Raw genomic sequence first — 24,391 nt, 5'->3', positions numbered from 1 at the left:
AATCAGGAGAATTTATAATGGCTTACAGCGAAAAAGTTATCGATCATTACGAGAATCCGCGTAACGTGGGTTCCTTCGACAACAACGACGAGAACGTGGGCAGCGGCATGGTGGGTGCACCGGCCTGTGGCGACGTGATGAAGTTGCAGATTAAAGTCAACGATGAAGGTATCATTGAAGACGCGCGTTTTAAAACTTACGGCTGCGGTTCCGCTATCGCTTCCAGCTCCCTGGTCACCGAATGGGTGAAAGGGAAGTCTCTCGACGAAGCACAGGCGATCAAAAACACCGATATTGCTGAAGAACTTGAACTGCCGCCGGTGAAAATTCACTGTTCTATTCTGGCAGAAGACGCGATCAAAGCCGCCATTGCGGACTATAAAAGCAAACGTGAAGCAAAATAAGAGTTGAGGTTTGGTTATGTCGATTACACTGAGCGACAGTGCAGCAGCGCGAGTAAATACCTTTCTGGCTAACCGCGGCAAAGGGTTTGGCCTGCGTCTGGGTGTGAGAACCTCCGGATGTTCAGGTATGGCTTATGTACTGGAATTTGTTGACGAACCGACGCCGGAAGACATCGTGTTTGAAGACAAAGGCGTGAAAGTCGTGGTCGATGGCAAAAGCCTGCAATTTCTGGACGGTACGCAACTGGATTTCGTAAAAGAAGGCCTGAACGAAGGGTTTAAATTTACCAACCCGAACGTCAAAGATGAGTGTGGTTGCGGCGAAAGCTTCCACGTTTGATGCGCATACCGATAACCCCACCGTGGTCAGCTGCGCGTGGGGTTTGTTTTACCTGATTCGTCGTTATTGCGGCGGATCGCAGCCCTGAGAATGTTATGGATTACTTCACCCTCTTTGGCTTGCCTGCCCGTTATCAACTCGATACCCAGGCACTGAGCCTGCGTTTTCAGGATCTACAACGTCAGTATCATCCTGATAAATTCGCCAGCGGAAGCCAGGCGGAACAACTCGCCGCCGTACAGCAATCTGCAACCATTAACCAGGCCTGGCAAACGCTGCGTCATCCGTTAATGCGCGCGGAATATTTACTTTCTTTGCACGGTTTTGATCTCGCCAGCGAGCAGCATACTGTGCGCGACACCGCGTTCCTGATGGAACAGCTGGAGCTTCGCGAAGAACTGGACGAGATCGAACAGGCGAAAGATGAAGCACGGCTGGAAAGCTTTATCAAACGTGTGAAAAAGATGTTTGATACCCGCCATCAGTTGATGGTTGAACAGTTAGACAACGAGACGTGGGACGCGGCGGCGGATACCGTGCGTAAGCTGCGTTTTCTCGATAAACTGCGAAGCAGTGCCGAACAACTCGAAGAAAAACTGCTCGATTTTTAATTTCTGGAAGCTAAACATGGCCTTATTACAAATTAGTGAACCTGGTTTGAGTGCTGCGCCGCATCAGCGTCGTCTGGCGGCCGGTATTGACCTGGGCACAACCAACTCGCTGGTGGCGACAGTACGCAGCGGTCAGGCCGAAACGTTAGCCGACCATGAAGGCCGTCACCTGCTGCCCTCTGTTGTTCACTATCAACAGCAGGGGCATTCGGTGGGTTATGACGCGCGCACTAACGCAGCGCTTGACACCGCCAACACCATTAGTTCTGTTAAACGCCTGATGGGGCGCTCGCTGGCTGATATCCAGCAACGCTACCCGCATTTGCCTTATCAATTCCAGGCCAGCGAAAACGGCTTGCCGATGATTGAAACAGCAGCGGGATTGCTGAATCCGGTGCGCGTTTCTGCGGACATCCTCAAAGCACTGGCGGCGCGGGCAACTGAAGCCCTGGCAGGCGACTTGGATGGTGTCGTTATCACCGTTCCGGCGTACTTTGACGATGCCCAGCGTCAGGGCACCAAAGACGCGGCGCGTTTGGCTGGGCTGCATGTTCTGCGCTTGCTTAACGAACCGACCGCTGCGGCTATCGCCTACGGACTGGACTCCGGTCAGGAAGGCGTGATCGCTGTTTATGACCTCGGTGGCGGGACGTTTGATATTTCCATTCTTCGCTTAAGTCGCGGCGTGTTCGAAGTGCTGGCGACCGGCGGTGATTCCGCGCTCGGCGGCGATGACTTTGACCATCTGTTAGCAGATTACATTCGCGAACAGGCGGGCATTCCTGACCGTAGCGATAACCGCGTTCAGCGTGAACTGCTGGATGCCGCCATTGCGGCCAAAATCGCGCTGAGCGATGCGGACTCTGTGACCGTGAATGTTGCGGGCTGGCAGGGTGAAATCAGCCGTGAACAATTCAATGAACTGATCGCGCCATTGGTAAAACGAACCTTACTGGCTTGTCGTCGTGCGCTGAAAGACGCGGGCGTTGAGGCTGACGACGTACTGGAAGTGGTGATGGTTGGTGGTTCTACCCGCGTGCCGCTGGTGCGTGAACGGGTGGGTGAATTTTTCGGTCGTCCACCGCTGACTTCCATCGACCCGGATAAAGTCGTCGCTATTGGCGCGGCGATTCAGGCGGATATTCTGGTGGGTAATAAGCCGGACAGCGAAATGCTGTTGCTTGATGTGATCCCGCTGTCGCTGGGCCTGGAAACCATGGGCGGCCTGGTGGAGAAAGTGATCCCGCGTAACACCACAATTCCGGTGGCGCGCGCCCAGGATTTCACCACCTTTAAAGATGGTCAGACGGCGATGTCTATCCATGTAATGCAGGGTGAGCGTGAGCTGGTGCAGGACTGCCGCTCGCTGGCGCGTTTTGCGCTGCGTGGTATTCCGGCGCTACCGGCTGGCGGCGCGCATATTCGCGTAACGTTTCAGGTCGATGCTGATGGTCTTTTGAGCGTGACGGCGATGGAGAAATCCACCGGCGTTGAGGCGTCTATTCAGGTTAAACCGTCTTATGGTCTGACCGACAGTGAAATCGCTTCGATGATCAAAGACTCAATGAGCTATGCCGAGCAGGACGTAAAAGCCCGTATGCTGGCTGAACAAAAAGTAGAAGCAGCGCGTGTACTGGAAAGTTTGCACGGCGCGCTGGCTGCTGATGCCGCGCTGTTAAGCGCCGCAGAACGTCAGGTCATTGACGATGCTGCCGCTCACCTGAGTGAAGTGGCGCAGGGCGATGATGTTGACGCCATCGAACAAGCGATTAAAAACGTAGACAAACAAACCCAGGATTTCGCCGCTCGCCGCATGGACCAGTCGGTTCGTCGTGCGCTGAAGGGCCATTCCGTGGACGAGGTTTAATATGCCAAAGATTGTTATTTTACCTCATCAGGATCTCTGTCCTGATGGCGCTGTTCTGGAAGCGAATAGCGGTGAAACCATTCTCGACGTTGCGCTGCGTAACGGCATCGAGATTGAACACGCCTGTGAAAAATCCTGTGCTTGCACCACCTGCCACTGCATCGTTCGTGAAGGTTTTGATTCGCTGCCGGAAAGCTCAGAGCAGGAAGACGACATGCTGGACAAAGCCTGGGGGCTGGAGCCGGAAAGCCGTTTAAGCTGCCAGGCGCGCGTTACCGACGAAGATTTAGTGGTCGAAATTCCGCGTTACACTATCAACCATGCGCGTGAGCATTAACAGAGGTTAGTATGGGACTTAAGTGGACCGATAGCCGCGAAATTGGCGAAGCACTGTACGATGCATATCCCGATCTTGATCCGAAAACGGTTCGATTCACTGATATGCATCAGTGGATTTGCGATCTGGAAGATTTCGACGACGACCCGCAGGCATCGAACGAGAAAATCCTCGAAGCGATTTTATTAGTCTGGCTGGACGAAGCCGAGTGATTTCCGCGTCATGCTTCACGCCGCAGATGCGTTGGCTGCACTCGTTCACCCCAGTCACATAGTTATCTATGCTCCTGGGGCTTCACTCACTTGCCGCCTTCCTGCAACGCGAATCATTTAGCGGAAAAATCCTGGGGCTGCCAACTGGCGGCCCTTTTACAAATAAGGATAACTAAAATGACAGAAGCGATGAAGATTACCCTCTCGACCCAACCTGCCGACGCGCGCTGGGGAGAAAAAGCGACTTACAGCATTAATAATGATGGCATTACCCTGCATTTGAACGGGGCAGACGATTTGGGGCTAATCCAGCGTGCGGCGCGCAAGATTGACGGTCTGGGCATCAAGCATGTTCAGCTAAGCGGTGAAGGCTGGGATGCGGATCGTTGCTGGGCATTCTGGCAAGGTTACAAAGCTCCGAAAGGCACACGTAAAGTGGAGTGGCCGGATCTGGACGATGCCCAGCGTCAGGAATTGGATAACCGCCTGATGATCATCGACTGGGTGCGTGACACCATCAACGCACCAGCAGAAGAACTGGGGCCATCGCAACTGGCACAGCGTGCTGTTGATCTGATCAGCAACGTCGCAGGCGATCGTGTGACTTACCGGATCACCAAAGGTGAAGATCTTCGTGATCAAGGTTATATGGGGCTGCACACTGTCGGGCGTGGTTCAGAACGTTCCCCGGTATTGCTGGCGCTGGATTACAACCCAACTGGCGATAAAGAAGCGCCGGTGTACGCGTGCCTGGTAGGTAAAGGCATCACCTTTGATTCCGGCGGCTACAGCATCAAACAGACCGCATTTATGGACTCAATGAAGTCGGACATGGGCGGCGCGGCAACGGTTACCGGAGCGCTGGCGTTTGCCATTACGCGCGGACTGAACAAGCGCGTGAAGCTGTTCCTCTGCTGTGCGGATAACCTGATTAGCGGCAACGCGTTCAAACTGGGGGATATCATTACCTATCGCAACGGTAAAAAAGTCGAAGTCATGAACACCGATGCGGAAGGGCGTCTGGTTCTGGCAGATGGCCTGATTGACGCCAGTGCGCAGAAACCGGAACTGATTATCGATGCCGCGACACTCACCGGTGCGGCGAAAACCGCGCTAGGTAATGATTATCACGCGCTGTTCAGTTTTGACGATGCGTTGGCCGGTCGCCTACTGGAGAGTGCCGCCCAGGAGAACGAACCGTTCTGGCGTCTGCCGCTGGCGGAGTTCCACCGTAGCCAGCTGCCATCTAACTTTGCGGAACTGAACAATACCGGAAGCGCGGCGTATCCGGCGGGTGCAAGTACGGCGGCGGGCTTCCTGTCGCACTTTGTTGAGAACTATAAACAAGGTTGGCTGCATATCGACTGTTCGGCGACTTACCGTAAAGCACCGGTTGAACAGTGGTCTGCGGGTGCGACCGGGCTGGGTGTGCGCACGATTGCTAATCTGTTAACGGCGTAAACTAATATGCCGGATGCGGCGTAAACGCCTTATCCGGCTTACAAAGTATTGTGAATTCAAAAAATTGCGATTCCCTTGTAGGCCTGATAAGCGTAGCGCATCAGGCACTTGTGCCCCGAACATTGAATGAATTGTGGTTCTTATGTCCGAAACAAAAAACGAACTTGAAGCTCTGCTGGAAAAAGCAGCAACCGAACCGGCGCACCGCCCGGCCTTTTTCCGTACTCTACTGGAATCCACCGTCTGGGTGCCTGGTACGGCGGCACAGGGCGAGGCTGTGGTTGAAGATAGCGCGCTTGATTTACAGCACTGGGAAAAAGAAGACGGTACCAGCGTCATTCCTTTTTTCACCTCGTTAGAAGCACTTCAACAGACGGTCGACGGCGAACAGGCATTTGTCGTAATGCCCGTTCGCACATTGTTTGAGATGACCCTTGGCGAAACGCTCTTCCTTAATGCCAAACTGCCAACCGGTAAAGAGTTTATGCCGCGTGAAATCAGTTTGTTGATTGGTGAAGAAGGAAATCCGCTGAGTAGTCAGGAAGTACTGGAAGGCGGTGAATCGCTGATATTATCGGAAGTCGCAGAGCCGCCAGCACAAATGATTGATTCACTCACCACCTTATTTAAAACCATTAAGCCAGTGAAGCGTGCTTTTATTTGTTCAATTAAAGAGAACGAAGAGGCACAGCCTAATTTACTTATTGGCATTGAAGCCGATGGTGATATCGAAGAAATTATTCAGGCGGCGGGAAGTGTAGCGACCGATACATTACCTGGCGATGAACCAATCGATATTTGTCAGGTGAAAAAAGGGGAAAAAGGAATTAGCCACTTTATTACCGAACATATTGCGCCATTCTATGAACGTCGCTGGGGTGGTTTTTTGCGTGACTTTAAACAGAATCGGATAATCTAAAATATGCCGCCCCAAAGGGCGGCATTCGGGCTTACTTGCTGCTCTGAAGGTTGTTAACCACCAGTAAATTGTCGCCGGAGAGACTCCGGTTATTATTTACCTCGGTTAACAGCGCACCAGAAACAATAAGTACGATACAGAAGCACCGTATCTTCATTGTGCGGTCCATGCGAAGACCGCATCACGACAGCACCACTGGCGATATTGCCGCGATAGCAAGCGCTGTGGGGTGCCTGCATTTACGGTCATGGAACATCCTTTCCTAAAGCCAGCGCCCGTTTGCGAGACGGCGAAAAGGGCCGTCACGAATAATACTCTCATATTTGAATAATTACTCTATTTATTATCTTGACTTAGCCAGGCATAAAAGAGAGTATTTCAACACTGTGGGGTGCCTGCGTTGCTCCGGCAACACAAGTCAACCTGCTGGAAAGGCCGCGAACCAGACCAGCAATAAAAAACCGCCAAATTCGGCGGTTTTTTATTGCCTGTAAAAAGCTTATTTCTCTGGCTCAACCGGTAAATCGGCCCGTGCGCCCCATTCACTCCATGCGCCGTCGTATAGTTTCACGTTTGGCACATCCAGCGTCGCGAGTGCTAACAAAACCACGGCTGCCGTTACACCAGAACCGCAACTGACGATAATTGGTTTGTCGTAGCTGACACCGCGACCAAAAAATATCGCATCCAGTTCATCGGTCGTTTTTAGTTCGCCTTCTCGTACTAGTTCTGTCCACGGAACGTTCAACGCGCCGGGAATGTGCCCGCGACGTAAACCTGGGCGAGGTTCATCAACTTCTGCATTAAAACGTGCAGCCGGGCGGGCATCAATAATTTGCGCCGTATTTTCATGGCTTGCCAATAACACATCGGTTACTTTCACCACAGCCTCAGGATTAAACGCAGCGTTAAACTCACCTTCTGGCAGCGCTACTGCACCTTCTTCTAATAGCAGATCATCACGCTGCCAACCTGCAAGTCCACCACCCAGAATCGACACTTTCTCTACACCAAAGGTGCGCAGCATCCACCATGCACGTGGGGCTGAGAAAAGATTACCTTCGTCATAGACAATCAGGTGCTTATCCTGGTTAACGCCTAACTCACGCATTGCAACGGCGAACGTTTCCGGGCGCGGCAGCATGTGCGGAAGCGGGGAATTGTGATCAGAAAGCGCTTCGATATCGAAAAACACTGCGCCGGGAATATGTCCATTCAGATACTCCTGGGCAACGTTACGATCTTCCTGTCCAGGCGGTGCCATGCGGGCATCGATAATCTGAATTTCCGGGTCATCAATATGTTCGGCGAGCCAGTCGGCTCCTACAAACCATGTCGTGGACATAGGCATCTCCATTTTTGCCGGGTTAGGCTAAATTGTCGGATGTTTGGTGAAAAGCGACAAGCAAAAGAGGCTGATTTGGCTGTCTGAGCCACAATTCTCACTAAAATTCGGATTCCATGGGCGCGATACTGAATTACATAACGTAAATTCTCACGCATAATAATTACTCGACGTTGCTAACGGGCCATTGTGGCAGGGATGATAAATGAAAAAGTTACGCGTAGCCGCCTGCATGCTAATGCTGGCGCTGGCAGGGTGCGACAACAACGATAACGCGCCAACAGCGGTGAAAAAAGATGCGCCTTCTGAAGTTACTAAAGCGGCATCTTCAGAAAACGCGAGTTCAGCAAAACTCTCTGCACCGGAGCGACAAAAACTGGCACAACAGAGTGCCGGTAAGGCGCTGACATTGCTGGATCTGTCTGAAGTCCAACTCGATGGCGCAGCCACGCTGGTGCTGACTTTCTCTATCCCTCTCGACCCGGATCAGGATTTCTCGCGCGTTATTCACGTCGTCGATAAAAAGAGCGGCAAAGTGGATGGTGCCTGGGAGTTGTCAGATAATCTTAAAGAGCTGCGTTTACGCCACCTCGAGCCGAAACGTGATTTGATCGTTACTATTGGCAAGGAGGTCAAGGCACTCAACAACGCAACCTTCAGTAAAGATTACGAAAAAACTATAACTACCCGCGATATCCAGCCCAGCGTCGGTTTTGCCAGCCGTGGTTCGCTGCTGCCTGGAAAAGTCATTGAAGGGCTGCCGGTAATGGCGCTCAATGTTAACAATGTCGATGTTAACTTCTTCCGTGTTAAGCCAGAATCTCTGCCAGCATTTATTAGCCAATGGGAATACCGAAATTCGCTGGCGAACTGGCAGTCAGACAAACTGCTGCAAATGGCGGATCTGGTTTATACCGGACGTTTTGATCTCAATCCTGCGCGTAACACCCGTGAAAAATTATTGCTGCCGCTGGGTGATATCAAACCGCTTCAGCAGGCGGGTGTGTATCTGGCTGTGATGAATCAGGCTGGACGTTACGATTACAGTAATCCCGCGACGCTGTTTACATTAAGTGATATCGGCGTATCGGCCCACCGTTATCACAATCGTCTGGATATCTTTACCCAAAGCCTGGAAAACGGCGCGGCCCAGCAAGGAGTTGAAGTCTCATTATTAAATGAGAAAGGGCAGACTCTGACTCAGGCAACCAGTGATGCCCAGGGGCATGTGCAGCTGGAAAATGATAAAAACGCGGCATTACTGTTGGCGCGTAAAGACGGTCAGACAACGCTACTCGATTTAAAACTTCCGGCGCTGGACTTAGCAGAATTTAACATTGCTGGCGCGCCAGGCTATAACAAACAGTTTTTCATGTTTGGCCCGCGCGATCTTTATCGCCCGGGTGAAACAGTCATCCTTAATGGTTTATTGCGTGATGCAGACGGTAAAGCGTTGCCCGATCAACCCATCAAGCTGGACGTAATTAAACCCGACGGGCAGGTACTCAGGAGCGTCGTTAGTCAGCCGGAGAATGGCCTCTATCACTTTACCTGGCCACTCGATAGTAATGCGGCCACCGGCATGTGGCATATCCGAGCCAACACGGGCGATAACCAGTATCGGATGTGGAATTTCCACGTCGAAGATTTTATGCCAGAGCGCATGGCGCTGAATCTGACCGGTGAGAAAACCCCGCTAACGCCGAAAGATGAAGTGAAATTCTCCGTGGTGGGTTACTACCTGTACGGGGCGCCTGCTAATGGTAATACTTTGCAAGGGCAACTTTTCCTGCGCCCACTGCGTGAAGCTGTGTCAGCCTTACCTGGTTTCGAATTCGGCGATATAGCTGCTGAAAACCTTTCGCGCACGCTGGATGAAGTTCAGTTGACGCTGGATGATAAAGGGCGCGGCGAAGTTTCTACAGAAAGCCAGTGGAAGGAAACGCATTCCCCATTACAGGTTATTTTCCAGGGCAGTTTGCTGGAGTCTGGCGGTCGCCCGGTGACGCGCCGTGCTGAGCAGGCTATCTGGCCTGCCGATGCATTGCCGGGGATCCGTCCGCAATTCGCCTCGAAATCGGTTTACGATTATCGCACTGACAGCACGGTAAAACAGCCCATTGTTGATGAAGGCAGTAACGCCGCTTTTGACATCGTTTATAGCGATGCACAGGGCGTCAAAAAAGCTGTGTCTGGCTTACAAGTGCGCCTGATTCGCGAACGCCGCGATTACTACTGGAACTGGTCAGAAGATGAAGGCTGGCAGTCACAGTTTGATCAAAAAGATCTGATCGAAAATGAACAAACACTGGATCTTCAGGCTGATGAAACCGGTAAAGTCAGTTTCCCGGTAGAGTGGGGCGCTTATCGTCTGGAAGTCAAAGCGCCGAATGAAGCGGTCAGTAGTGTGCGTTTCTGGGCTGGCTATAGCTGGCAGGACAATAGCGACGGTAGCGGTGCTGTGCGACCAGACCGTGTCACGCTGAAACTGGATAAAGCCAGTTATCGCCCTGGTGATACCATTAAGTTGCACATTGCCGCGCCAACGGCGGGTAAAGGCTATGCGATGGTCGAGTCCAGTGAAGGGCCGCTGTGGTGGCAGGAGATTGATGTTCCGGCACAAGGGCTGGATCTGACGATTCCGGTCGATAAAACCTGGAATCGTCATGATCTTTATTTAAGTACGCTGGTGGTACGTCCTGGCGATAAATCCCGCTCCGCGACGCCAAAACGCGCAGTTGGCGTGTTGCATTTGCCGCTTGGCGATGAAAACCGTCGTCTCGATCTGGCGCTGGAAACTCCAGCGAAAATACGCCCCAATCAGCCATTAACCGTGAAAATTAAAGCCAGCAATAAAAATGGTGAGATGCCAAAACAGGTGAATGTGCTGGTGTCTGCGGTTGATAGCGGTGTGCTGAATATTACTGATTATGTCACGCCAGATCCGTGGCAGGCATTCTTTGGTCAGAAACGCTATGGCGCAGATATTTACGATATTTACGGTCAGGTTATTGAAGGTCAGGGGCGTCTGGCAGCTCTGCGTTTTGGTGGCGATGGTGATGAACTGAAACGCGGGGGTAAACCGCCAGTAAATCACGTCAATATTGTTGCGCAACAGGCGCTACCGGTAACACTCAACGAACAGGGCGAAGGCACGGTTACATTGCCGATTGGTGATTTTAACGGTGAATTGCGCGTCATGGCACAAGCATGGACGGCAGATGATTTCGGTAGCAACGAAAGCAAAGTGGTTGTTGCCGCACCGGTGATAGCAGAACTGAATATGCCGCGCTTTATGGCCAGCGGTGACACCTCACGTCTGACGCTGGATATCACTAATCTTACCGATAAACCGCAAAAACTGAACGTTGCTCTGACCGCCAGTGGCTTGCTTGAACTGGTTAGCGATTCACCCGCAGCCGTTGAATTAGCGCCGGGCGTGCGAACCACGCTGTTTATCCCGGTGCGAGCATTGCCGGGTTATGGTGATGGTGAAATTCAGGCCACTATTAGCGGGTTAGCGTTACCGGGCGAAACCGTTGCCGATCAGCATAAGCAGTGGAAAATGGGTGTCCGTCCGGCATTTCCGGCACAAACCGTCAATTACGGTACGGCGTTGCAGCCTGGTGAGACATGGGCGATTCCAGCTGATGGATTGCAAAACTTCTCGCCTGTTACGCTGGAAGGGCAATTGTTGTTGAGCGGCAAAGCACCGTTGAATATTGCACGTTATATCAAAGAGTTAAAAGCGTATCCGTACGGTTGTCTGGAGCAAACCGCCAGCGGCCTGTTCCCGTCACTTTACACCAACGCAGCCCAACTGCAGGCGTTGGGAATCAAAGGCGACAGTGATGAGAAGCGCCGTGCGGCAGTCGATATCGGCATTTCTCGTTTACTGCAAATGCAACGTGATAACGGTGGCTTTGCGCTGTGGGATAAAAACGGTGATGAAGAGTACTGGCTGACGGCTTACGTGATGGATTTCCTGGTCCGCGCAGGTGAGCAGGGTTACAGCGTGCCGACAGAAGCCATTAACCGGGGGAATGAGCGTCTACTGCGCTATTTACAAGATCCGGGCATGATGTCGATTCCGTATGCGGATAATCTCAAAGCCAGTAAATTCGCCGTACAGTCTTACGCTGCGCTGGTGCTGGCCCGTCAGCAAAAGGCACCGCTGGGTGCGCTGCGTGAAATCTGGGAGCATCGTGCCGATGCTGCGTCTGGATTACCGCTGCTGCAACTTGGCGTTGCGCTGAAAACCATGGGCGATGCAACGCGTGGTGAAGAAGCGATTGTGCTGGCACTGAAAACGCCGCGCAATAGTGATGAGCGGATATGGCTGGGTGATTACGGTAGTCCACTGCGCGACAACGCATTGATGCTCTCCTTGCTGGAAGAGAACAAATTGCTACCCGATGAGCAGTACCCTCTGCTGAACACACTTTCGCAGCAGGCGTTCGGTGAACGCTGGTTATCAACTCAGGAAAGCAACGCGCTGTTCCTGGCTGCCCGTACGATTCAGGATTTACCGGGCAAATGGCAGGCGCAAACGTCTTTCTCTGCTGAGCTGCTGACAGGTGAGAAAGCGCAAACCAGCAATCTGAATAGCGATCAACTTGCCACCTTACAGGTGACCAACAGTGGCGATCAGCCGTTATGGCTGCGTGTGGATGCCAGCGGTTATCCGCAATCCGCCCCTTTACCGGCGAGCAATGTGCTGCAAATCGAGCGCCATATTCTTGGCACTGACGGTAAGAGCAAATCGCTGGATTCGTTACGTAGCGGCGATCTGGTACTGGTCTGGGTGCAGGTCAAAGCCAGTAACAGCGTGCCGGATGCTTTGGTCGTTGATTTACTGCCTGCGGGCCTGGAACTGGAAAACCAGAACCTGGCTAACGGCAGCGCCAGCCTGGGGCAAAGTGGTAGCGAAGTGCAAAACCTACTCAGTCAAATGCAACAAGCGAACATTAAGCACATTGAGTTCCGTGACGATCGCTTTGTGGCGGCGGTTGCCGTTGATGAATATCAACCAGTCACGCTGGTGTATCTGGCGCGGGCGGTAACGCCGGGAACATACAATGTTCCGCAACCAATGGTGGAATCGATGTATGTTCCCCACTGGCGGGCGACTGGCGCGGCTGAAGATCTGTTGATTGTCAGACCGTAAATGCCTCGCCTGTTAACCAAACGCGGCTGCTGGATAGCGCTGGCAGCTGCGCCTTTTCTCCTTTTTTTTGCCGCGTGGGGAGCAGATAAACTCTGGCCCCTGCCATTGCATGAAGTCAATCCCGCACGCGTAGTCGTGGCGCAGGATGGTACGCCACTCTGGCGTTTCGCCGATGCTGAGGGCATCTGGCGCTATCCGGTAACCATCGAAGATGTCTCTCCGCGTTACCTTGAAGCACTGATCAATTATGAAGATCGCTGGTTCTGGAAGCATCCGGGGGTGAATCCATTCTCGGTGGCGCGCGCAGCATGGCAAGATCTCACTTCGGGACGGGTTATTTCCGGCGGCAGCACACTCACCATGCAGGTTGCTCGTCTGCTTGATCCTCACCCCAAAACTTTTGGCGGCAAAATTCGCCAGCTCTGGCGCGCGTTTCAACTGGAATGGCACTTGTCTAAACGTGACATTCTGACCTTGTATCTTAATCGCGCTCCGTTTGGTGGTACGTTGCAGGGGATCGGTGCGGCAAGTTGGGCATATCTCGGAAAATCGCCTGCGAATTTAAGCTATTCCGAGGCGGCAATGCTGGCGGTGTTACCACAAGCGCCCAGCCGACTGCGTCCGGATCGCTGGCCGGAACGTGCCGAGGCCGCACGTAATAAAGTGCTCAATCGGATGGCTGCGCAAGGTGTGTGGTCCCGTGAGCAGGTAAAAGAATCTAGTGAAGAGCCCATCTGGTTGGCACCCAGACAAATGCCACAACTGGCACCGCTGTTTTCGCGCATGATGCTCGGTAAAAGCAAAAGCGACAAAATCGTTACTACGCTGGATGCTGGTTTACAGCGTCGTCTGGAAGAACTGGCGCAAAACTGGAAAGGACGGTTGCCACCGCGCAGTTCGTTGGCAATGATCGTTGTTGATCATACTGATATGAGTGTGCGCGGCTGGGTAGGATCGGTTGATCTTAATGATGATTCCCGCTTTGGGCATGTCGATATGGTCAATGCGATCCGATCGCCGGGATCGGTACTCAAACCGTTTGTTTATGGTCTGGCGCTGGATGAAGGGTTGATCCACCCTGCATCGCTGTTGCAAGACGTTCCCCGGCGCACTGGTGATTATCGACCAGGCAACTTTGACAGCGGTTTTCATGGCCCGATCAGCATGAGCGAGGCGCTGGTGCGCTCTCTGAATTTACCTGCTGTGCAGGTGCTGGAAGCCTATGGGCCGAAACGGTTTGCGGCAAAGTTACGCAATGTTGGATTGCCGTTATATCTGCCCAACGGCGCTGCACCGAATCTTTCGCTCATTCTCGGCGGCGCAGGTGCAAAACTGGAGGATATGGCTGCAGCGTATACCGCATTTGCTCGCCACGGTAAGGCGGGTAAGTTGCGCTTACAGCCGGGGGACCCATTACTTGAGCGACCGTTAATGTCGCCGGGGGCCGCGTGGATTATCCGCCGTATTATGGCAGATGAAGCGCAGCCGCTTCCGGATGGCGCTTTGCCACGCGTCGTACCACTGGCGTGGAAAACAGGAACCAGTTATGGCTATCGCGATGCATGGGCTATTGGCGTTAACGCTCGTTACGTAATTGGGATCTGGACTGGCAGACCGGACGGTACGCCCGTTGTCGGTCAGTTTGGCTTTGCCAGCGCCGTACCGCTGTTGAATCAGGTCAATAATATCTTACTGTCGCGCAGTGCGAATCTGCCGGAAGACCCGCGTCCTGATTCTGTAAGCCGTGGCGTTATCTGCTGGCCTGGTGGGCAATCATTGCCAGAAGGCGATAGCAATTGCCGCCGTCGTCTTGCCACCTGGCTGCTGGACGGGAGCCAGCCGCCAACTCTGTTACTGCCCGAGCAGGAAGGCATTAATGGCATTCGTTTCCCCATCTGGCTGGATGAAAACGGCAAACGTGTTGCCGCTGATTGTCCTCAGGCTCGACAAGAAATGATTAATGTCTGGCCATTACCACTTGAACCCTGGCTACCTGCTGCTGAACGACGAGCAGCGCGCTTACCTGGGGCATCAACAAATTGCCCGCCGTATGGTCGTGATGCTCAGGTACCTTTACAGTTGATTGGTGTGCGTGATGGCGTAATTATCAAACGTCTGCCAGGAGCTACTGATGCGTCATTACCAGTACAATTAAGCGGAGGAACAGGCGAACGCTGGTGGTTTCTTAATGGTGAACCGTTAGCTGAACGCGGGCGTAACGTGACTCTGCATTTGACAGAGAAAGGCGATTATCAATTGCTGGTAATGGACGAAATGGGGCAGGTGGCGACAGTGAGATTTGTCATGCAGTAGTCTGTTTTGCTCATATTTGTTGCTTAAACTCGTTTTATTTTAAAAAAATGTTACCTTCATCAATAGTCAACGGCCCTGTTGCTCATTATAATCCGCGCCATCTCGTACGCTGGTACAGACAACAACAGAATAATTTACAGAGGTAAAAATGGCTATTGAACGTACTTTTTCCATCATCAAACCGAACGCGGTAGCAAAAAACGTCATTGGCAATATCTTTGCGCGCTTTGAAGCTGCAGGGTTCAAAATTGTCGGCACCAAAATGCTGCACCTGACCGTTGAACAGGCTCGTGGCTTTTATGCTGAACACGATGGAAAACCGTTCTTTGATGGTCTGGTTGAATTCATGACCTCTGGCCCGATCGTGGTTTCCGTGCTGGAAGGTGAAAACGCCGTTCAGCGTCACCGCGATCTGCTGGGCGCGACCAATCCGGCAAACGCACTGGCTGGTACTCTGCGTGCTGATTACGCTGACAGCCTGACCGAAAACGGTACCCACGGTTCTGATTCCGTCGAATCTGCCGCTCGCGAAATCGCTTATTTCTTCGGCGAAGGCGAAGTGTGCCCGCGCACCCGTTAATAATTTCGTAAATGCCGCGTGCAAACGTGGCATCCGTGCGCCAGAATTTGTACAATGCAGCGCCCCCGGACGAGCAGCCGCTCACCGGGGCGTTTCTTTTTTCAACCCTCCAGGGGCCATAACGTGTAATAACGAGGCCGGAATAGCATATGTCTGAACAATTAGTCACACCTGAAAACGTCACCACGAAAGATGGAAAAATCAACCTGCTGGATCTCAACCGTCAGCAGATGCGGGAGTTTTTTAAAGATTTAGGTGAAAAACCCTTCCGCGCCGATCAGGTGATGAAGTGGATGTATCACTATTGCTGCGACAACTTTGATGAGATGACCGACATCAACAAAGTGTTGCGCGGCAAACTAAAAGAGGTGGCGGAAATCCGCGCACCGGAAGTGGTTGAAGAACAGCGTTCATCTGACGGCACCATTAAATGGGCGATTGCCGTTGGCGATCAGCGCGTCGAAACGGTGTATATCCCGGAAGACGACCGCGCCACGCTCTGCGTCTCTTCGCAGGTGGGGTGTGCGCTGGAGTGTAAATTCTGTTCCACCGCCCAGCAGGGCTTTAACCGCAACCTGCGGGTATCGGAAATTATCGGCCAGGTGTGGCGTGCGGCGAAAATCGTCGGCGCAGCAAAAGTCACCGGTCAGCGCCCAATCACTAACGTCGTGATGATGGGTATGGGCGAGCCGCTGCTCAACCTGAACAATGTCGTTCCGGCGATGGAAATCATGTTGGATGACTTTGGTTTTGGTCTGTCTAAACGTCGCGTGACGCTTTCCACTTCCGGTGTAGTTCCGGCGCTGGATAAACTGGGCGATATGATCGACGTAGCGCTGGCAATTTCCCTGCACGCGCCGAACGACGAAATTCGTGACGAAATTGTGCCGATCAACAAAAAGTACAATATCGAAACGTTCCTTGCTGCGGTGCGCCGCTATCTGGAGAAATCTAACGCCAATCAGGGCCGAGTCACTATTGAATACGTGATGCTTGATCACGTTAACGACGGCACTGAACACGCGCACCAACTGGCGGAGCTGCTGAAAGATACGCCGTGTAAGATCAACCTGATCCCGTGGAACCCGTTCCCTGGCGCGCCGTATGGACGCAGCTCAAACAGTCGTATCGACCGTTTCTCTAAAGTGCTGATGAGCTACGGTTTCACCACTATTGTGCGTAAAACTCGTGGTGATGATATCGATGCTGCCTGTGGTCAGTTGGCGGGCGATGTTATCGACCGTACGAAACGTACCCTGCGTAAACGAATGCAGGGTGAGGCCATCGACATTAAAGCGGTCTGATAGCCATTACGCCACGGTTACTTTATGTACCGTGGCGTAATCTTTTATGAATGAAGTATTAAGTTGCAATTGTCTGGTCAATATTAACGGTGCGTTTTTGCTGACTTTAAGGCAGTATGTAACGATGCAACAGTAAGTTAGCCTTAGTGAATGTGGGCTTTGTCACGAGCACACAGACGGTCTTATACTGTATGATAACGGTTAACTTAACGGATGTTTCGCGGTGTGGGTGAGCATGATGGTTCACCGGCATCTCAATTCTCATTTAAACGTACCTGCAGCGAATGAATACTGAAGCCACGCACGACCAAAATGAAGCACTTACTACCGGCGCTCGCCTGCGTAATGCTCGCGAACAACTAGGACTTAGTCAGCAGGCCGTTGCTGAGCGACTTTGCCTGAAGGTTTCCACGGTACGCGACATTGAAGAAGATAAGGCACCTGCCGATCTTGCTTCAACATTCCTGCGCGGATATATCCGCTCTTATGCGCGTCTGGTACATATTCCAGAAGAAGAACTGCTACCGGGGCTGGAAAAACAGGCTCCACTACGAGCTGCAAAAGTTGCGCCGATGCAGAGTTTTTCCCTCGGTAAACGCCGCAAAAAACGTGACGGCTGGCTGATGACCTTCACCTGGCTGGTGTTGTTTGTGGTTATTGGCCTGAGCGGTGCCTGGTGGTGGCAAGACCACAAAGCTCAGCAGGAAGAGATCACTACTATGGCCGATCAATCTTCTGCGGAACTGAGCAGTAATAACGAACAGGGGCAGAGTGTTCCGTTAGATACGTCGACAACCACAGACCCGACTACGACGTCCACGCCGCCAGCGTCTGTGGATACTACCGCAACTAACACGCAAACACCTGCCATAACTTCGCCAGCACCAGCTGTTGATTCACAACAGAATGCAGTTGTTTCACCTTCGCAGGCAAATGTTGATACCGCTGCGACCCCGGCACCAACGGCAACAACAACGCCAGATGGTGCTGCGCCGTTGCCAACCGATCAGGCTGGCGTGACCACGCCGGCGGCTGACCCGAATGCGTTGGTGATGAACTTTACTGCCGATTGCTGGCTGGAAGTCACTGACGCTACCGGTAAAAAACTGTTTAGCGGTATGCAGCGTAAAGACGGTAATTTGAACTTAACCGGCCAGGCTCCGTACAAACTGAAAATTGGTGCGCCAGCCGCAGTACAGATCCAGTATCAAGGGAAACCTGTCGATCTGAGTCGTTTTATCAGAACTAACCAGGTTGCGCGTCTGACCCTAAATGCCGAACAATCACCGGCGCAGTAACAGACGGGTAACGCGGGAGATTTTTCATGCATAACCAGGCTCCAATTCAACGTAGAAAATCAACACGTATTTACGTTGGGAATGTGCCGATTGGCGATGGTGCCCCCATCGCCGTACAGTCCATGACCAATACGCGTACGACAGACGTCGAAGCTACGGTCAATCAAATTAAGGCGCTGGAACGTGTTGGCGCTGATATCGTCCGTGTCTCCGTACCGACGATGGACGCGGCAGAAGCGTTCAAGCTCATCAAACAACAGGTTAACGTGCCGCTGGTGGCTGACATCCACTTCGACTATCGCATTGCGCTGAAAGTAGCGGAATACGGCGTCGATTGTCTGCGTATTAACCCTGGCAATATCGGCAATGAAGAACGCATCCGCATGGTGGTTGACTGTGCGCGCGATAAAAACATTCCGATCCGTATTGGCGTTAACGCTGGATCGCTGGAAAAAGATCTGCAAGAAAAGTATGGCGAACCGACGCCGCAGGCGTTGCTGGAATCTGCCATGCGTCATGTTGATCATCTCGATCGCCTGAACTTCGATCAGTTCAAAGTCAGCGTGAAAGCGTCTGACGTCTTCCTCGCTGTTGAGTCTTATCGTTTGCTTGCAAAACAGATCGATCAACCGCTGCATCTTGGGATCACCGAAGCGGGTGGCGCACGTAGTGGGGCAGTAAAATCTGCCATTGGTTTAGGCCTGCTGCTGTCTGAAGGCATCGGCGACACGCTGCGCGTATCGCTGGCGGCCGATCCGGTCGAAGAGATCAAAGTCGGTTTCGATATTTTGAAATCGCTGCGTATCCGTTCGCGCGGGATCAACTTCATCGCCTGCCCGACCTGTTCGCGTCAGGAGTTTGACGTTATCGGTACGGTTAACGCCCTGGAGCAACGCCTGGAAGATATCATCACCCCGATGGACGTTTCGATTATCGGCTGCGTGGTGAATGGACCAGGTGAGGCGCTGGTTTCTACACTCGGCGTCACCGGCGGCAACAAGAAAAGCGGCCTCTATGAAGATGGCGTGCGCAAAGACCGTCTGGACAACAACGATATGATCGACCAGCTGGAAGCGCGCATTCGTGCGAAAGCCAGCCAACTGGATGAAGCGCGTCGAATTGACGTTCAGCAGGTTGAAAAATAATAACGTGATGGGAAGCGCCTCGCTTCCCGTGTATGATTGAACCCGCATGGCTCCCGAAATATTGAGGGGCGCGTTGAGGGTTCATTTTTATATTCAGAAAGAGAATAAACGTGGCAAAAAACATTCAAGCCATTCGCGGCATGAACGATTACCTGCCTGGCGAAACGGCCATCTGGCAGCGCATTGAAGGCACACTGAAAAACGTGCTCGGCAGCTACGGTTACAGTGAAATCCGCTTGCCGATTGTAGAGCAGACCCCGCTATTCAAACGTGCGATTGGTGAAGTCACCGACGTGGTTGAAAAAGAGATGTACACCTTTGAGGATCGCAATGGCGACAGCCTGACCCTGCGCCCTGAAGGGACGGCGGGCTGTGTACGCGCCGGCATCGAGCATGGTCTTCTGTACAATCAGGAACAGCGTCTGTGGTATATCGGGCCGATGTTCCGTCACGAGCGTCCGCAGAAAGGGCGTTATCGTCAGTTCCACCAGTTGGGCTGCGAAGTTTTCGGTCTACAAGGTCCTGATATCGACGCTGAACTGATTATGCTCACCGCCCGCTGGTGGCGTGCGCTGGGTATCTCTGAACACGTAACTCTTGAGCTGAACTCTATCGGTTCGCTGGAAGCACGCGCCAATTATCGCGATGCGCTGGTTGCATTCCTTGAGCAGCATAAAGAAAAGCTGGACGAAGACTGCAAACGCCGCATGTACACTAACCCGCTGCGCGTGCTGGATTCCAAAAATCCGGAAGTGCAGGCCCTTCTCAACGACGCCCCAGCATTAGGTGACTATCTTGACGAGGAATCTCGTGAGCACTTTGCTGGTCTGTGCAAACTGCTGGAGAGCTCGGGTATCGCTTACACCGTAAACCAGCGTCTGGTGCGTGGTCTGGACTACTATAACCGTACTGTTTTTGAGTGGGTGACTAACAGCCTCGGTTCCCAGGGCACCGTGTGCGCAGGCGGTCGTTATGACGGTCTGGTGGAACAACTGGGTGGTCGTGCAACACCGGCAGTCGGTTTCGCGATGGGCCTCGAACGTCTTGTATTGTTAGTTCAGGCCGTTAATCCGGAATTTAAAGCCGATCCTGTTGTCGATATATATCTGGTGGCTTCAGGTGCTGACACACAATCTGCGGCTATGGCATTAGCAGAGCGTCTGCGTGATGAATTACCGGGCGTGAAACTGATGACCAACCACGGCGGCGGCAACTTTAAGAAGCAGTTTGCCCGTGCTGATAAATGGGGCGCCCGCGTTGCTGTGGTGCTGGGTGAGTCTGAAGTGGCTAACGGCACAGCAGTAGTGAAGGATTTGCGCTCTGGTGAGCAAACGGCAGTTGCGCAGGATAGCGTAGCCGCGCATTTGCGCACGTTACTGGGTTAAGGAAGGAGAAGGACAGCGTGGAAATTTACGAGAACGAAAACGACCAGGTTGAAGCGGTTAAACGCTTTTTTGCTGAAAATGGCAAAGCACTGGCTGTTGGGGTGATTTTGGGCGTTGGCGCATTGATTGGCTGGCGCTACTGGAACAGCCATCAGGTTGATTCTACACGCTCCGCTTCTCTTGCCTATCAAAATGCGGTTACCGCAGTGAGCGAAGGCAAACCGGATAGCATCCCGGCGGCGGAAAAATTTGCTGCTGAAAATAAAAATACCTATGGTGCGCTGGCTTCTTTGGAACTTGCGCAGCAATTTGTTGACAAAAATGAACTAGAGAAAGCTGCCACCCAGTTACAACAGGGATTGGCGGACACGAGCGATGAAAATCTCAAAGCCGTGATAAATCTGCGTCTTGCCCGCGTTCAGGTACAGCTCAAGCAGGCTGATGCCGCGCTGAAAACCCTCGATACCATCAAAGGTGAAGGGTGGGCTGCCATTGTTGCCGACCTGCGTGGCGAAGCATTGCTGAGCAAAGGTGATAAGCAAGGTGCGCGTAGTGCATGGGAAGCTGGCGTGAAAAGCGATGTTACCCCGGCACTGAGCGAAATGATGCAGATGAAAATTAATAATTTGTCCATCTGAGAGGGACCCGATGCAATTGCGTAAATTACTGCTGCCAGGACTGCTTTCCGTTACCCTTTTAAGCGGCTGTTCGCTGTTTAACAGCGAAGAAGATGTGGTAAAGATGTCCCCATTGCCGACCGTTGAAAACCAGTTTACGCCGACCACGGCGTGGAGCACTTCCGTGGGTAGCGGCATTGGCAACTTCTATTCCAATCTTCATCCGGCACTGGCGGACAACGTTGTCTATGCAGCAGACCGCGCTGGTTTAGTAAAAGCGCTGAATGCGGATGATGGCAAAGAAATCTGGTCTGTCAGTCTGGCCGAGAAAGATGGCTGGTTCTCTAAAGAGCCTGCATTACTTTCTGGCGGCGTGACCGTGTCTGGCGGACATGTCTACATTGGTAGCGAAAAGGCGCAGGTTTACGCGCTGAATACCAGTGATGGTACTGTGGCATGGCAGACTAAAGTCGCGGGTGAAGCGCTTTCTCGCCCGGTGGTCAGCGACGGTCTGGTGTTAATCCACACCAGTAATGGTCAGTTGCAAGCCCTGAACGAAGCTGACGGCGCTGTCAAATGGACAGTTAACCTCGATATGCCTTCACTCTCTTTGCGTGGCGAGTCTGCGCCAGCAACGGCTTTTGGTGCGGCCGTCGTGGGTGGCGATAATGGTCGCGTCAGCGCAGTGCTAATGGAACAGGGCCAGATGATTTGGCAGCAGCGTATTTCCCAGGCGACCGGTTCTACCGAAATTGACCGCCTGAGCGATGTTGACACGACTCCCGTCATTGTTAACGGCGTTGTTTTCGCGCTGGCCTATAATGGTAACCTGACGGCGCTTGATCTGCGCAGCGGTCAGATTATGTGGAAGCGCGAACTGGGTTCGGTGAATGATTTCATCGTCGACGGCAACCGCATCTATCTGGTCGATCAAAATGACCGGGTGATGGCGTTGACCATTGATGGCGGCGTTACGCTGTGGACACAAAGCGATCTGCTGCATCGCCTGTTGACTTCTCCGGTGCTGTATAATGGCAACCTGGTGGTAGGTGACAGTGAAGGTTATCTGCACTGGATCAACGTCGAAGATGGTCGTTTCGTTGCCCAGCAAAAAGTTGATAGTTCCGGTTTCCAGACTGAACCGGTTGCCGCTGACGGCAAACTGCTGATCCAGGCAAAAGACGGGACTGTGTACTCTATTACACGTTAATCGTCTCTGTCGTTCACTTTGAAAACGGCTCCTGGACAGGGGCCGTTTTCCTGTTTTTAACAACGACACGAATATAGCGTGCGTTGTCTGATGATTTATAAAAATGAGGCTTTAAACATGGTACCTGTGGTCGCGCTTGTCGGGCGCCCTAACGTAGGAAAATCCACGTTATTTAACCGTCTAACTCGCACCCGAGATGCGCTGGTTGCGGATTTCCCGGGTCTGACTCGTGACCGTAAGTACGGTCGTGCGGAAATTGAAGGCCGTGAGTTTATCTGTATTGATACTGGCGGGATTGACGGAACAGAAGACGGTGTAGAAACCCGCATGGCGGAACAGTCGCTGCTGGCGATTGAAGAAGCGGACGTCGTACTGTTTATGGTGGATGCGCGCGCGGGCCTGATGCCTGCGGATGAAGCGATTGCTAAACATCTGCGCTCCCGCGAAAAACCGACCTTCCTGGTGGCAAACAAAACCGATGGTCTGGATCCGGATCAGGCCGTTGTTGATTTTTATTCGCTCGGTTTAGGTGAAATCTATCCTATCGCCGCGTCTCACGGTCGTGGCGTATTAAGTCTGCTGGAGCACGTGCTGTTGCCGTGGATGGAAGATATCGCACCACAAGAAGAAGTGGATGAAGACGCTGAGTACTGGGCGCAATTTGAAGCGGAAGAGAACGGCGAAGAAGAAGAGGAAGACGACTTTGACCCGCAAAGTCTGCCAATCAAACTGGCGATAGTGGGTCGTCCTAACGTCGGTAAGTCTACACTCACTAACCGTATCCTTGGCGAAGAACGCGTCGTAGTTTACGACATGCCGGGCACTACGCGTGACAGTATCTACATTCCAATGGAACGCGATGGGCGTGAGTATGTACTCATTGACACTGCGGGCGTACGTAAACGCGGCAAAATCACCGATGCGGTAGAGAAATTCTCCGTAATCAAAACATTGCAGGCGATTGAAGATGCCAACGTGGTGATGTTGGTGATTGATGCTCGCGAAGGTATTTCCGATCAGGATCTCTCCCTGCTGGGCTTTATTCTCAATAGTGGGCGCTCACTTGTCATTGTAGTGAACAAGTGGGACGGCCTGAGCCAGGAAGTGAAAGAGCAAGTAAAAGAGACGCTGGACTTCCGTCTGGGCTTTATCGACTTCGCCCGTGTGCATTTTATCTCTGCATTACACGGCAGCGGCGTTGGTAACCTGTTTGAGTCAGTACGTGAAGCGTATGACAGCTCCACCCGTCGTGTGGGGACATCTATGCTGACGCGTATCATGACCATGGCGGTTGAAGATCACCAGCCGCCGCTGGTTCGCGGGCGTCGTGTGAAGCTGAAATATGCCCACGCCGGTGGTTACAATCCGCCGATTGTGGTGATTCACGGCAACCAAGTGAAAGACCTGCCTGATTCGTACAAACGCTACTTGATGAATTACTTCCGCAAGTCTCTGGACGTGATGGGTACGCCGATTCGTATTCAGTTCAAAGAAGGGGAAAACCCATATGCGAACAAGCGTAACACCCTGACGCCGACCCAGATGCGCAAGCGTAAGCGTTTGATGAAGCATATTAAGAAAAGTAAGTAATCACTTATCTGGTTTCCCTTTCCAAACGGAGAGGGAAACTGAACAACAGGCGAGGAGTATTTATGGAACTCAACTGCCCAACCTGCCATAACCCTCTCGAACGCAACGGTGAAACTGCCCACTGTGCAACTTGTGCCAAAGATTTCACCATTCAGGCGCTTTGTCCTGACTGCCATCAGCCATTACAGGTGTTAAAAGCTTGTGGTGCAGTAGATTATTTCTGCCAGCATGGGCACGGTTTAATATCCAAAAAGCGCGTTGAATTTATTGTTGCTTAATATTATTT

21 protein-coding genes are annotated in these 24,391 nt (G+C 52.5%); 19 read left to right on the top strand and 2 right to left on the bottom strand.

Annotation, left to right across the window (positions count from 1 at the left end):
* Nucleotides 1-17: 17 nt before the first annotated feature.
* The 8 genes from iscU to sseB all read left to right on the top strand — a co-directional run bounded on the left by iscU (nucleotide 18) and on the right by sseB (nucleotide 6,151).
* The gene (iscU, locus tag HEN33_RS10035; protein WP_000331707.1) at nucleotides 18-404 is read left to right on the top strand and encodes a Fe-S cluster assembly scaffold IscU; all 387 of its coding nucleotides are present in this window, start codon (nucleotides 18-20) and stop codon (nucleotides 402-404) included.
* Between the two features lie 16 nt (nucleotides 405-420).
* Nucleotides 421-744 carry an iron-sulfur cluster assembly protein IscA gene (gene iscA, locus HEN33_RS10030; protein WP_000028953.1) on the top strand — a complete coding sequence of 108 codons (324 nt, stop codon included), beginning with the start codon at nucleotides 421-423 and terminating at the stop codon, nucleotides 742-744.
* Between the two features lie 95 nt (nucleotides 745-839).
* The gene (gene hscB / locus HEN33_RS10025; protein ID WP_000384413.1) at nucleotides 840-1,355 is read left to right on the top strand and encodes a co-chaperone HscB; all 516 of its coding nucleotides are present in this window, start codon (nucleotides 840-842) and stop codon (nucleotides 1,353-1,355) included.
* 16 nt (nucleotides 1,356-1,371) lie between these two features.
* On the top strand, nucleotides 1,372-3,222 hold the full coding sequence (gene hscA, locus HEN33_RS10020; protein WP_032184890.1) for a Fe-S protein assembly chaperone HscA: 1,851 nt from the start codon (nucleotides 1,372-1,374) through the stop codon (nucleotides 3,220-3,222).
* Nucleotide 3,223: 1 nt separating this feature from the next.
* Complete coding sequence (fdx, locus tag HEN33_RS10015; protein ID WP_001124471.1) at nucleotides 3,224-3,559, top strand: ISC system 2Fe-2S type ferredoxin; 336 nt, start codon at nucleotides 3,224-3,226, stop codon at nucleotides 3,557-3,559.
* A gap of 11 nt (nucleotides 3,560-3,570) precedes the next feature.
* Nucleotides 3,571-3,771 carry a Fe-S cluster assembly protein IscX gene (gene iscX, locus HEN33_RS10010; RefSeq protein WP_000523616.1) on the top strand — a complete coding sequence of 67 codons (201 nt, stop codon included), beginning with the start codon at nucleotides 3,571-3,573 and terminating at the stop codon, nucleotides 3,769-3,771.
* Between the two features lie 177 nt (nucleotides 3,772-3,948).
* Nucleotides 3,949-5,232, top strand: a complete 1,284-nt coding sequence (gene pepB, locus HEN33_RS10005) for an aminopeptidase PepB (RefSeq protein ID WP_000133572.1) — start codon at nucleotides 3,949-3,951, stop codon at nucleotides 5,230-5,232.
* 142 nt (nucleotides 5,233-5,374) lie between these two features.
* Nucleotides 5,375-6,151: an enhanced serine sensitivity protein SseB gene (gene sseB / locus HEN33_RS10000; RefSeq protein WP_176263811.1), complete on the top strand. Its 777-nt coding sequence runs from the start codon at nucleotides 5,375-5,377 to the stop codon at nucleotides 6,149-6,151.
* A gap of 31 nt (nucleotides 6,152-6,182) precedes the next feature.
* Here the strand turns inward: sseB and timP are convergent, their stop codons facing one another.
* Both timP and sseA read right to left on the bottom strand, forming a co-directional pair.
* A complete protein-coding gene (gene timP / locus HEN33_RS26810) occupies nucleotides 6,183-6,308 on the bottom strand; it encodes a small toxic inner membrane protein TimP (protein ID WP_001380605.1) in 126 nt (41 codons plus the stop codon).
* A 342-nt stretch (nucleotides 6,309-6,650) separates the two neighbouring features.
* Nucleotides 6,651-7,496 (bottom strand): 3-mercaptopyruvate sulfurtransferase, encoded by an 846-nt coding sequence (gene sseA, locus HEN33_RS09995; protein ID WP_160523792.1) that lies wholly within the window; start codon nucleotides 7,494-7,496, stop codon nucleotides 6,651-6,653.
* Nucleotides 7,497-7,701: 205 nt separating this feature from the next.
* Here sseA and yfhM point away from each other — a divergent pair, with 205 nt between their 5' ends.
* From yfhM to HEN33_RS09940, 11 genes are all read left to right on the top strand, one after another.
* On the top strand, nucleotides 7,702-12,663 hold the full coding sequence (gene yfhM / locus HEN33_RS09990; RefSeq protein WP_176263810.1) for an alpha2-macroglobulin: 4,962 nt from the start codon (nucleotides 7,702-7,704) through the stop codon (nucleotides 12,661-12,663).
* Nucleotides 12,664-14,976, top strand: a complete 2,313-nt coding sequence (pbpC, locus tag HEN33_RS09985; RefSeq protein ID WP_176263809.1) for a peptidoglycan glycosyltransferase PbpC — start codon at nucleotides 12,664-12,666, stop codon at nucleotides 14,974-14,976.
* A 148-nt stretch (nucleotides 14,977-15,124) separates the two neighbouring features.
* Entirely contained in the window at nucleotides 15,125-15,556 is a 432-nt protein-coding gene (gene ndk / locus HEN33_RS09980) for a nucleoside-diphosphate kinase (protein WP_000963837.1), read from the top strand.
* A 149-nt stretch (nucleotides 15,557-15,705) separates the two neighbouring features.
* A complete protein-coding gene (locus HEN33_RS09975) occupies nucleotides 15,706-16,860 on the top strand; it encodes a bifunctional tRNA (adenosine(37)-C2)-methyltransferase TrmG/ribosomal RNA large subunit methyltransferase RlmN (protein ID WP_000003317.1) in 1,155 nt (384 codons plus the stop codon).
* A gap of 284 nt (nucleotides 16,861-17,144) precedes the next feature.
* Nucleotides 17,145-18,158, top strand: coding sequence for a cytoskeleton protein RodZ (gene rodZ, locus HEN33_RS09970; protein ID WP_032184883.1), 1,014 nt, complete (start codon nucleotides 17,145-17,147; stop codon nucleotides 18,156-18,158).
* 26 nt (nucleotides 18,159-18,184) lie between these two features.
* Nucleotides 18,185-19,303: a flavodoxin-dependent (E)-4-hydroxy-3-methylbut-2-enyl-diphosphate synthase gene (ispG, locus tag HEN33_RS09965; RefSeq protein WP_000551807.1), complete on the top strand. Its 1,119-nt coding sequence runs from the start codon at nucleotides 18,185-18,187 to the stop codon at nucleotides 19,301-19,303.
* A 110-nt stretch (nucleotides 19,304-19,413) separates the two neighbouring features.
* Nucleotides 19,414-20,688: a histidine--tRNA ligase gene (hisS, locus tag HEN33_RS09960; protein ID WP_176263808.1), complete on the top strand. Its 1,275-nt coding sequence runs from the start codon at nucleotides 19,414-19,416 to the stop codon at nucleotides 20,686-20,688.
* Between the two features lie 17 nt (nucleotides 20,689-20,705).
* Nucleotides 20,706-21,326 (top strand): ancillary SecYEG translocon subunit YfgM, encoded by a 621-nt coding sequence (gene yfgM, locus HEN33_RS09955; RefSeq protein ID WP_000409211.1) that lies wholly within the window; start codon nucleotides 20,706-20,708, stop codon nucleotides 21,324-21,326.
* A gap of 10 nt (nucleotides 21,327-21,336) precedes the next feature.
* Complete coding sequence (gene bamB, locus HEN33_RS09950) at nucleotides 21,337-22,515, top strand: outer membrane protein assembly factor BamB (RefSeq protein ID WP_001177040.1); 1,179 nt, start codon at nucleotides 21,337-21,339, stop codon at nucleotides 22,513-22,515.
* Nucleotides 22,516-22,632: 117 nt separating this feature from the next.
* Nucleotides 22,633-24,105: a ribosome biogenesis GTPase Der gene (der, locus tag HEN33_RS09945; protein WP_001353036.1), complete on the top strand. Its 1,473-nt coding sequence runs from the start codon at nucleotides 22,633-22,635 to the stop codon at nucleotides 24,103-24,105.
* A gap of 62 nt (nucleotides 24,106-24,167) precedes the next feature.
* A complete protein-coding gene (locus tag HEN33_RS09940; RefSeq protein ID WP_000422357.1) occupies nucleotides 24,168-24,383 on the top strand; it encodes a zinc ribbon domain-containing protein in 216 nt (71 codons plus the stop codon).
* Nucleotides 24,384-24,391: the final 8 nt, after the last annotated feature.

Source organism: Escherichia sp. 94.0001 (genome assembly GCF_013369155.2).
In the GTDB taxonomy this organism is placed as follows: domain Bacteria; phylum Pseudomonadota; class Gammaproteobacteria; order Enterobacterales; family Enterobacteriaceae; genus Escherichia; species Escherichia coli_F.
The sequence above is the reverse complement of the archived record's forward strand: the minus strand, read 5'-3'. Positions and strand labels throughout refer to the sequence as shown.

Coding starts and splice junctions, on each gene's coding strand:
- yfhM (WP_176263810.1), top strand. CDS start 7,702: ATGAAAAAGTTACGCGTAGCCGCCTGCATGCTAATGCTGGCGCTGGCA.
- der (WP_001353036.1), top strand. CDS start 22,633: ATGGTACCTGTGGTCGCGCTTGTCGGGCGCCCTAACGTAGGAAAATCC.
- iscA (WP_000028953.1), top strand. CDS start 421: ATGTCGATTACACTGAGCGACAGTGCAGCAGCGCGAGTAAATACCTTT.
- ndk (WP_000963837.1), top strand. CDS start 15,125: ATGGCTATTGAACGTACTTTTTCCATCATCAAACCGAACGCGGTAGCA.
- timP (WP_001380605.1), bottom strand. CDS start 6,308: ATGAAGATACGGTGCTTCTGTATCGTACTTATTGTTTCTGGTGCGCTG.
- iscU (WP_000331707.1), top strand. CDS start 18: ATGGCTTACAGCGAAAAAGTTATCGATCATTACGAGAATCCGCGTAAC.
- hscB (WP_000384413.1), top strand. CDS start 840: ATGGATTACTTCACCCTCTTTGGCTTGCCTGCCCGTTATCAACTCGAT.
- ispG (WP_000551807.1), top strand. CDS start 18,185: ATGCATAACCAGGCTCCAATTCAACGTAGAAAATCAACACGTATTTAC.
- fdx (WP_001124471.1), top strand. CDS start 3,224: ATGCCAAAGATTGTTATTTTACCTCATCAGGATCTCTGTCCTGATGGC.
- pepB (WP_000133572.1), top strand. CDS start 3,949: ATGACAGAAGCGATGAAGATTACCCTCTCGACCCAACCTGCCGACGCG.
- sseA (WP_160523792.1), bottom strand. CDS start 7,496: ATGTCCACGACATGGTTTGTAGGAGCCGACTGGCTCGCCGAACATATT.
- sseB (WP_176263811.1), top strand. CDS start 5,375: ATGTCCGAAACAAAAAACGAACTTGAAGCTCTGCTGGAAAAAGCAGCA.
- pbpC (WP_176263809.1), top strand. CDS start 12,664: ATGCCTCGCCTGTTAACCAAACGCGGCTGCTGGATAGCGCTGGCAGCT.
- HEN33_RS09940 (WP_000422357.1), top strand. CDS start 24,168: ATGGAACTCAACTGCCCAACCTGCCATAACCCTCTCGAACGCAACGGT.
- HEN33_RS09975 (WP_000003317.1), top strand. CDS start 15,706: ATGTCTGAACAATTAGTCACACCTGAAAACGTCACCACGAAAGATGGA.
- bamB (WP_001177040.1), top strand. CDS start 21,337: ATGCAATTGCGTAAATTACTGCTGCCAGGACTGCTTTCCGTTACCCTT.
- rodZ (WP_032184883.1), top strand. CDS start 17,145: ATGAATACTGAAGCCACGCACGACCAAAATGAAGCACTTACTACCGGC.
- hscA (WP_032184890.1), top strand. CDS start 1,372: ATGGCCTTATTACAAATTAGTGAACCTGGTTTGAGTGCTGCGCCGCAT.
- iscX (WP_000523616.1), top strand. CDS start 3,571: ATGGGACTTAAGTGGACCGATAGCCGCGAAATTGGCGAAGCACTGTAC.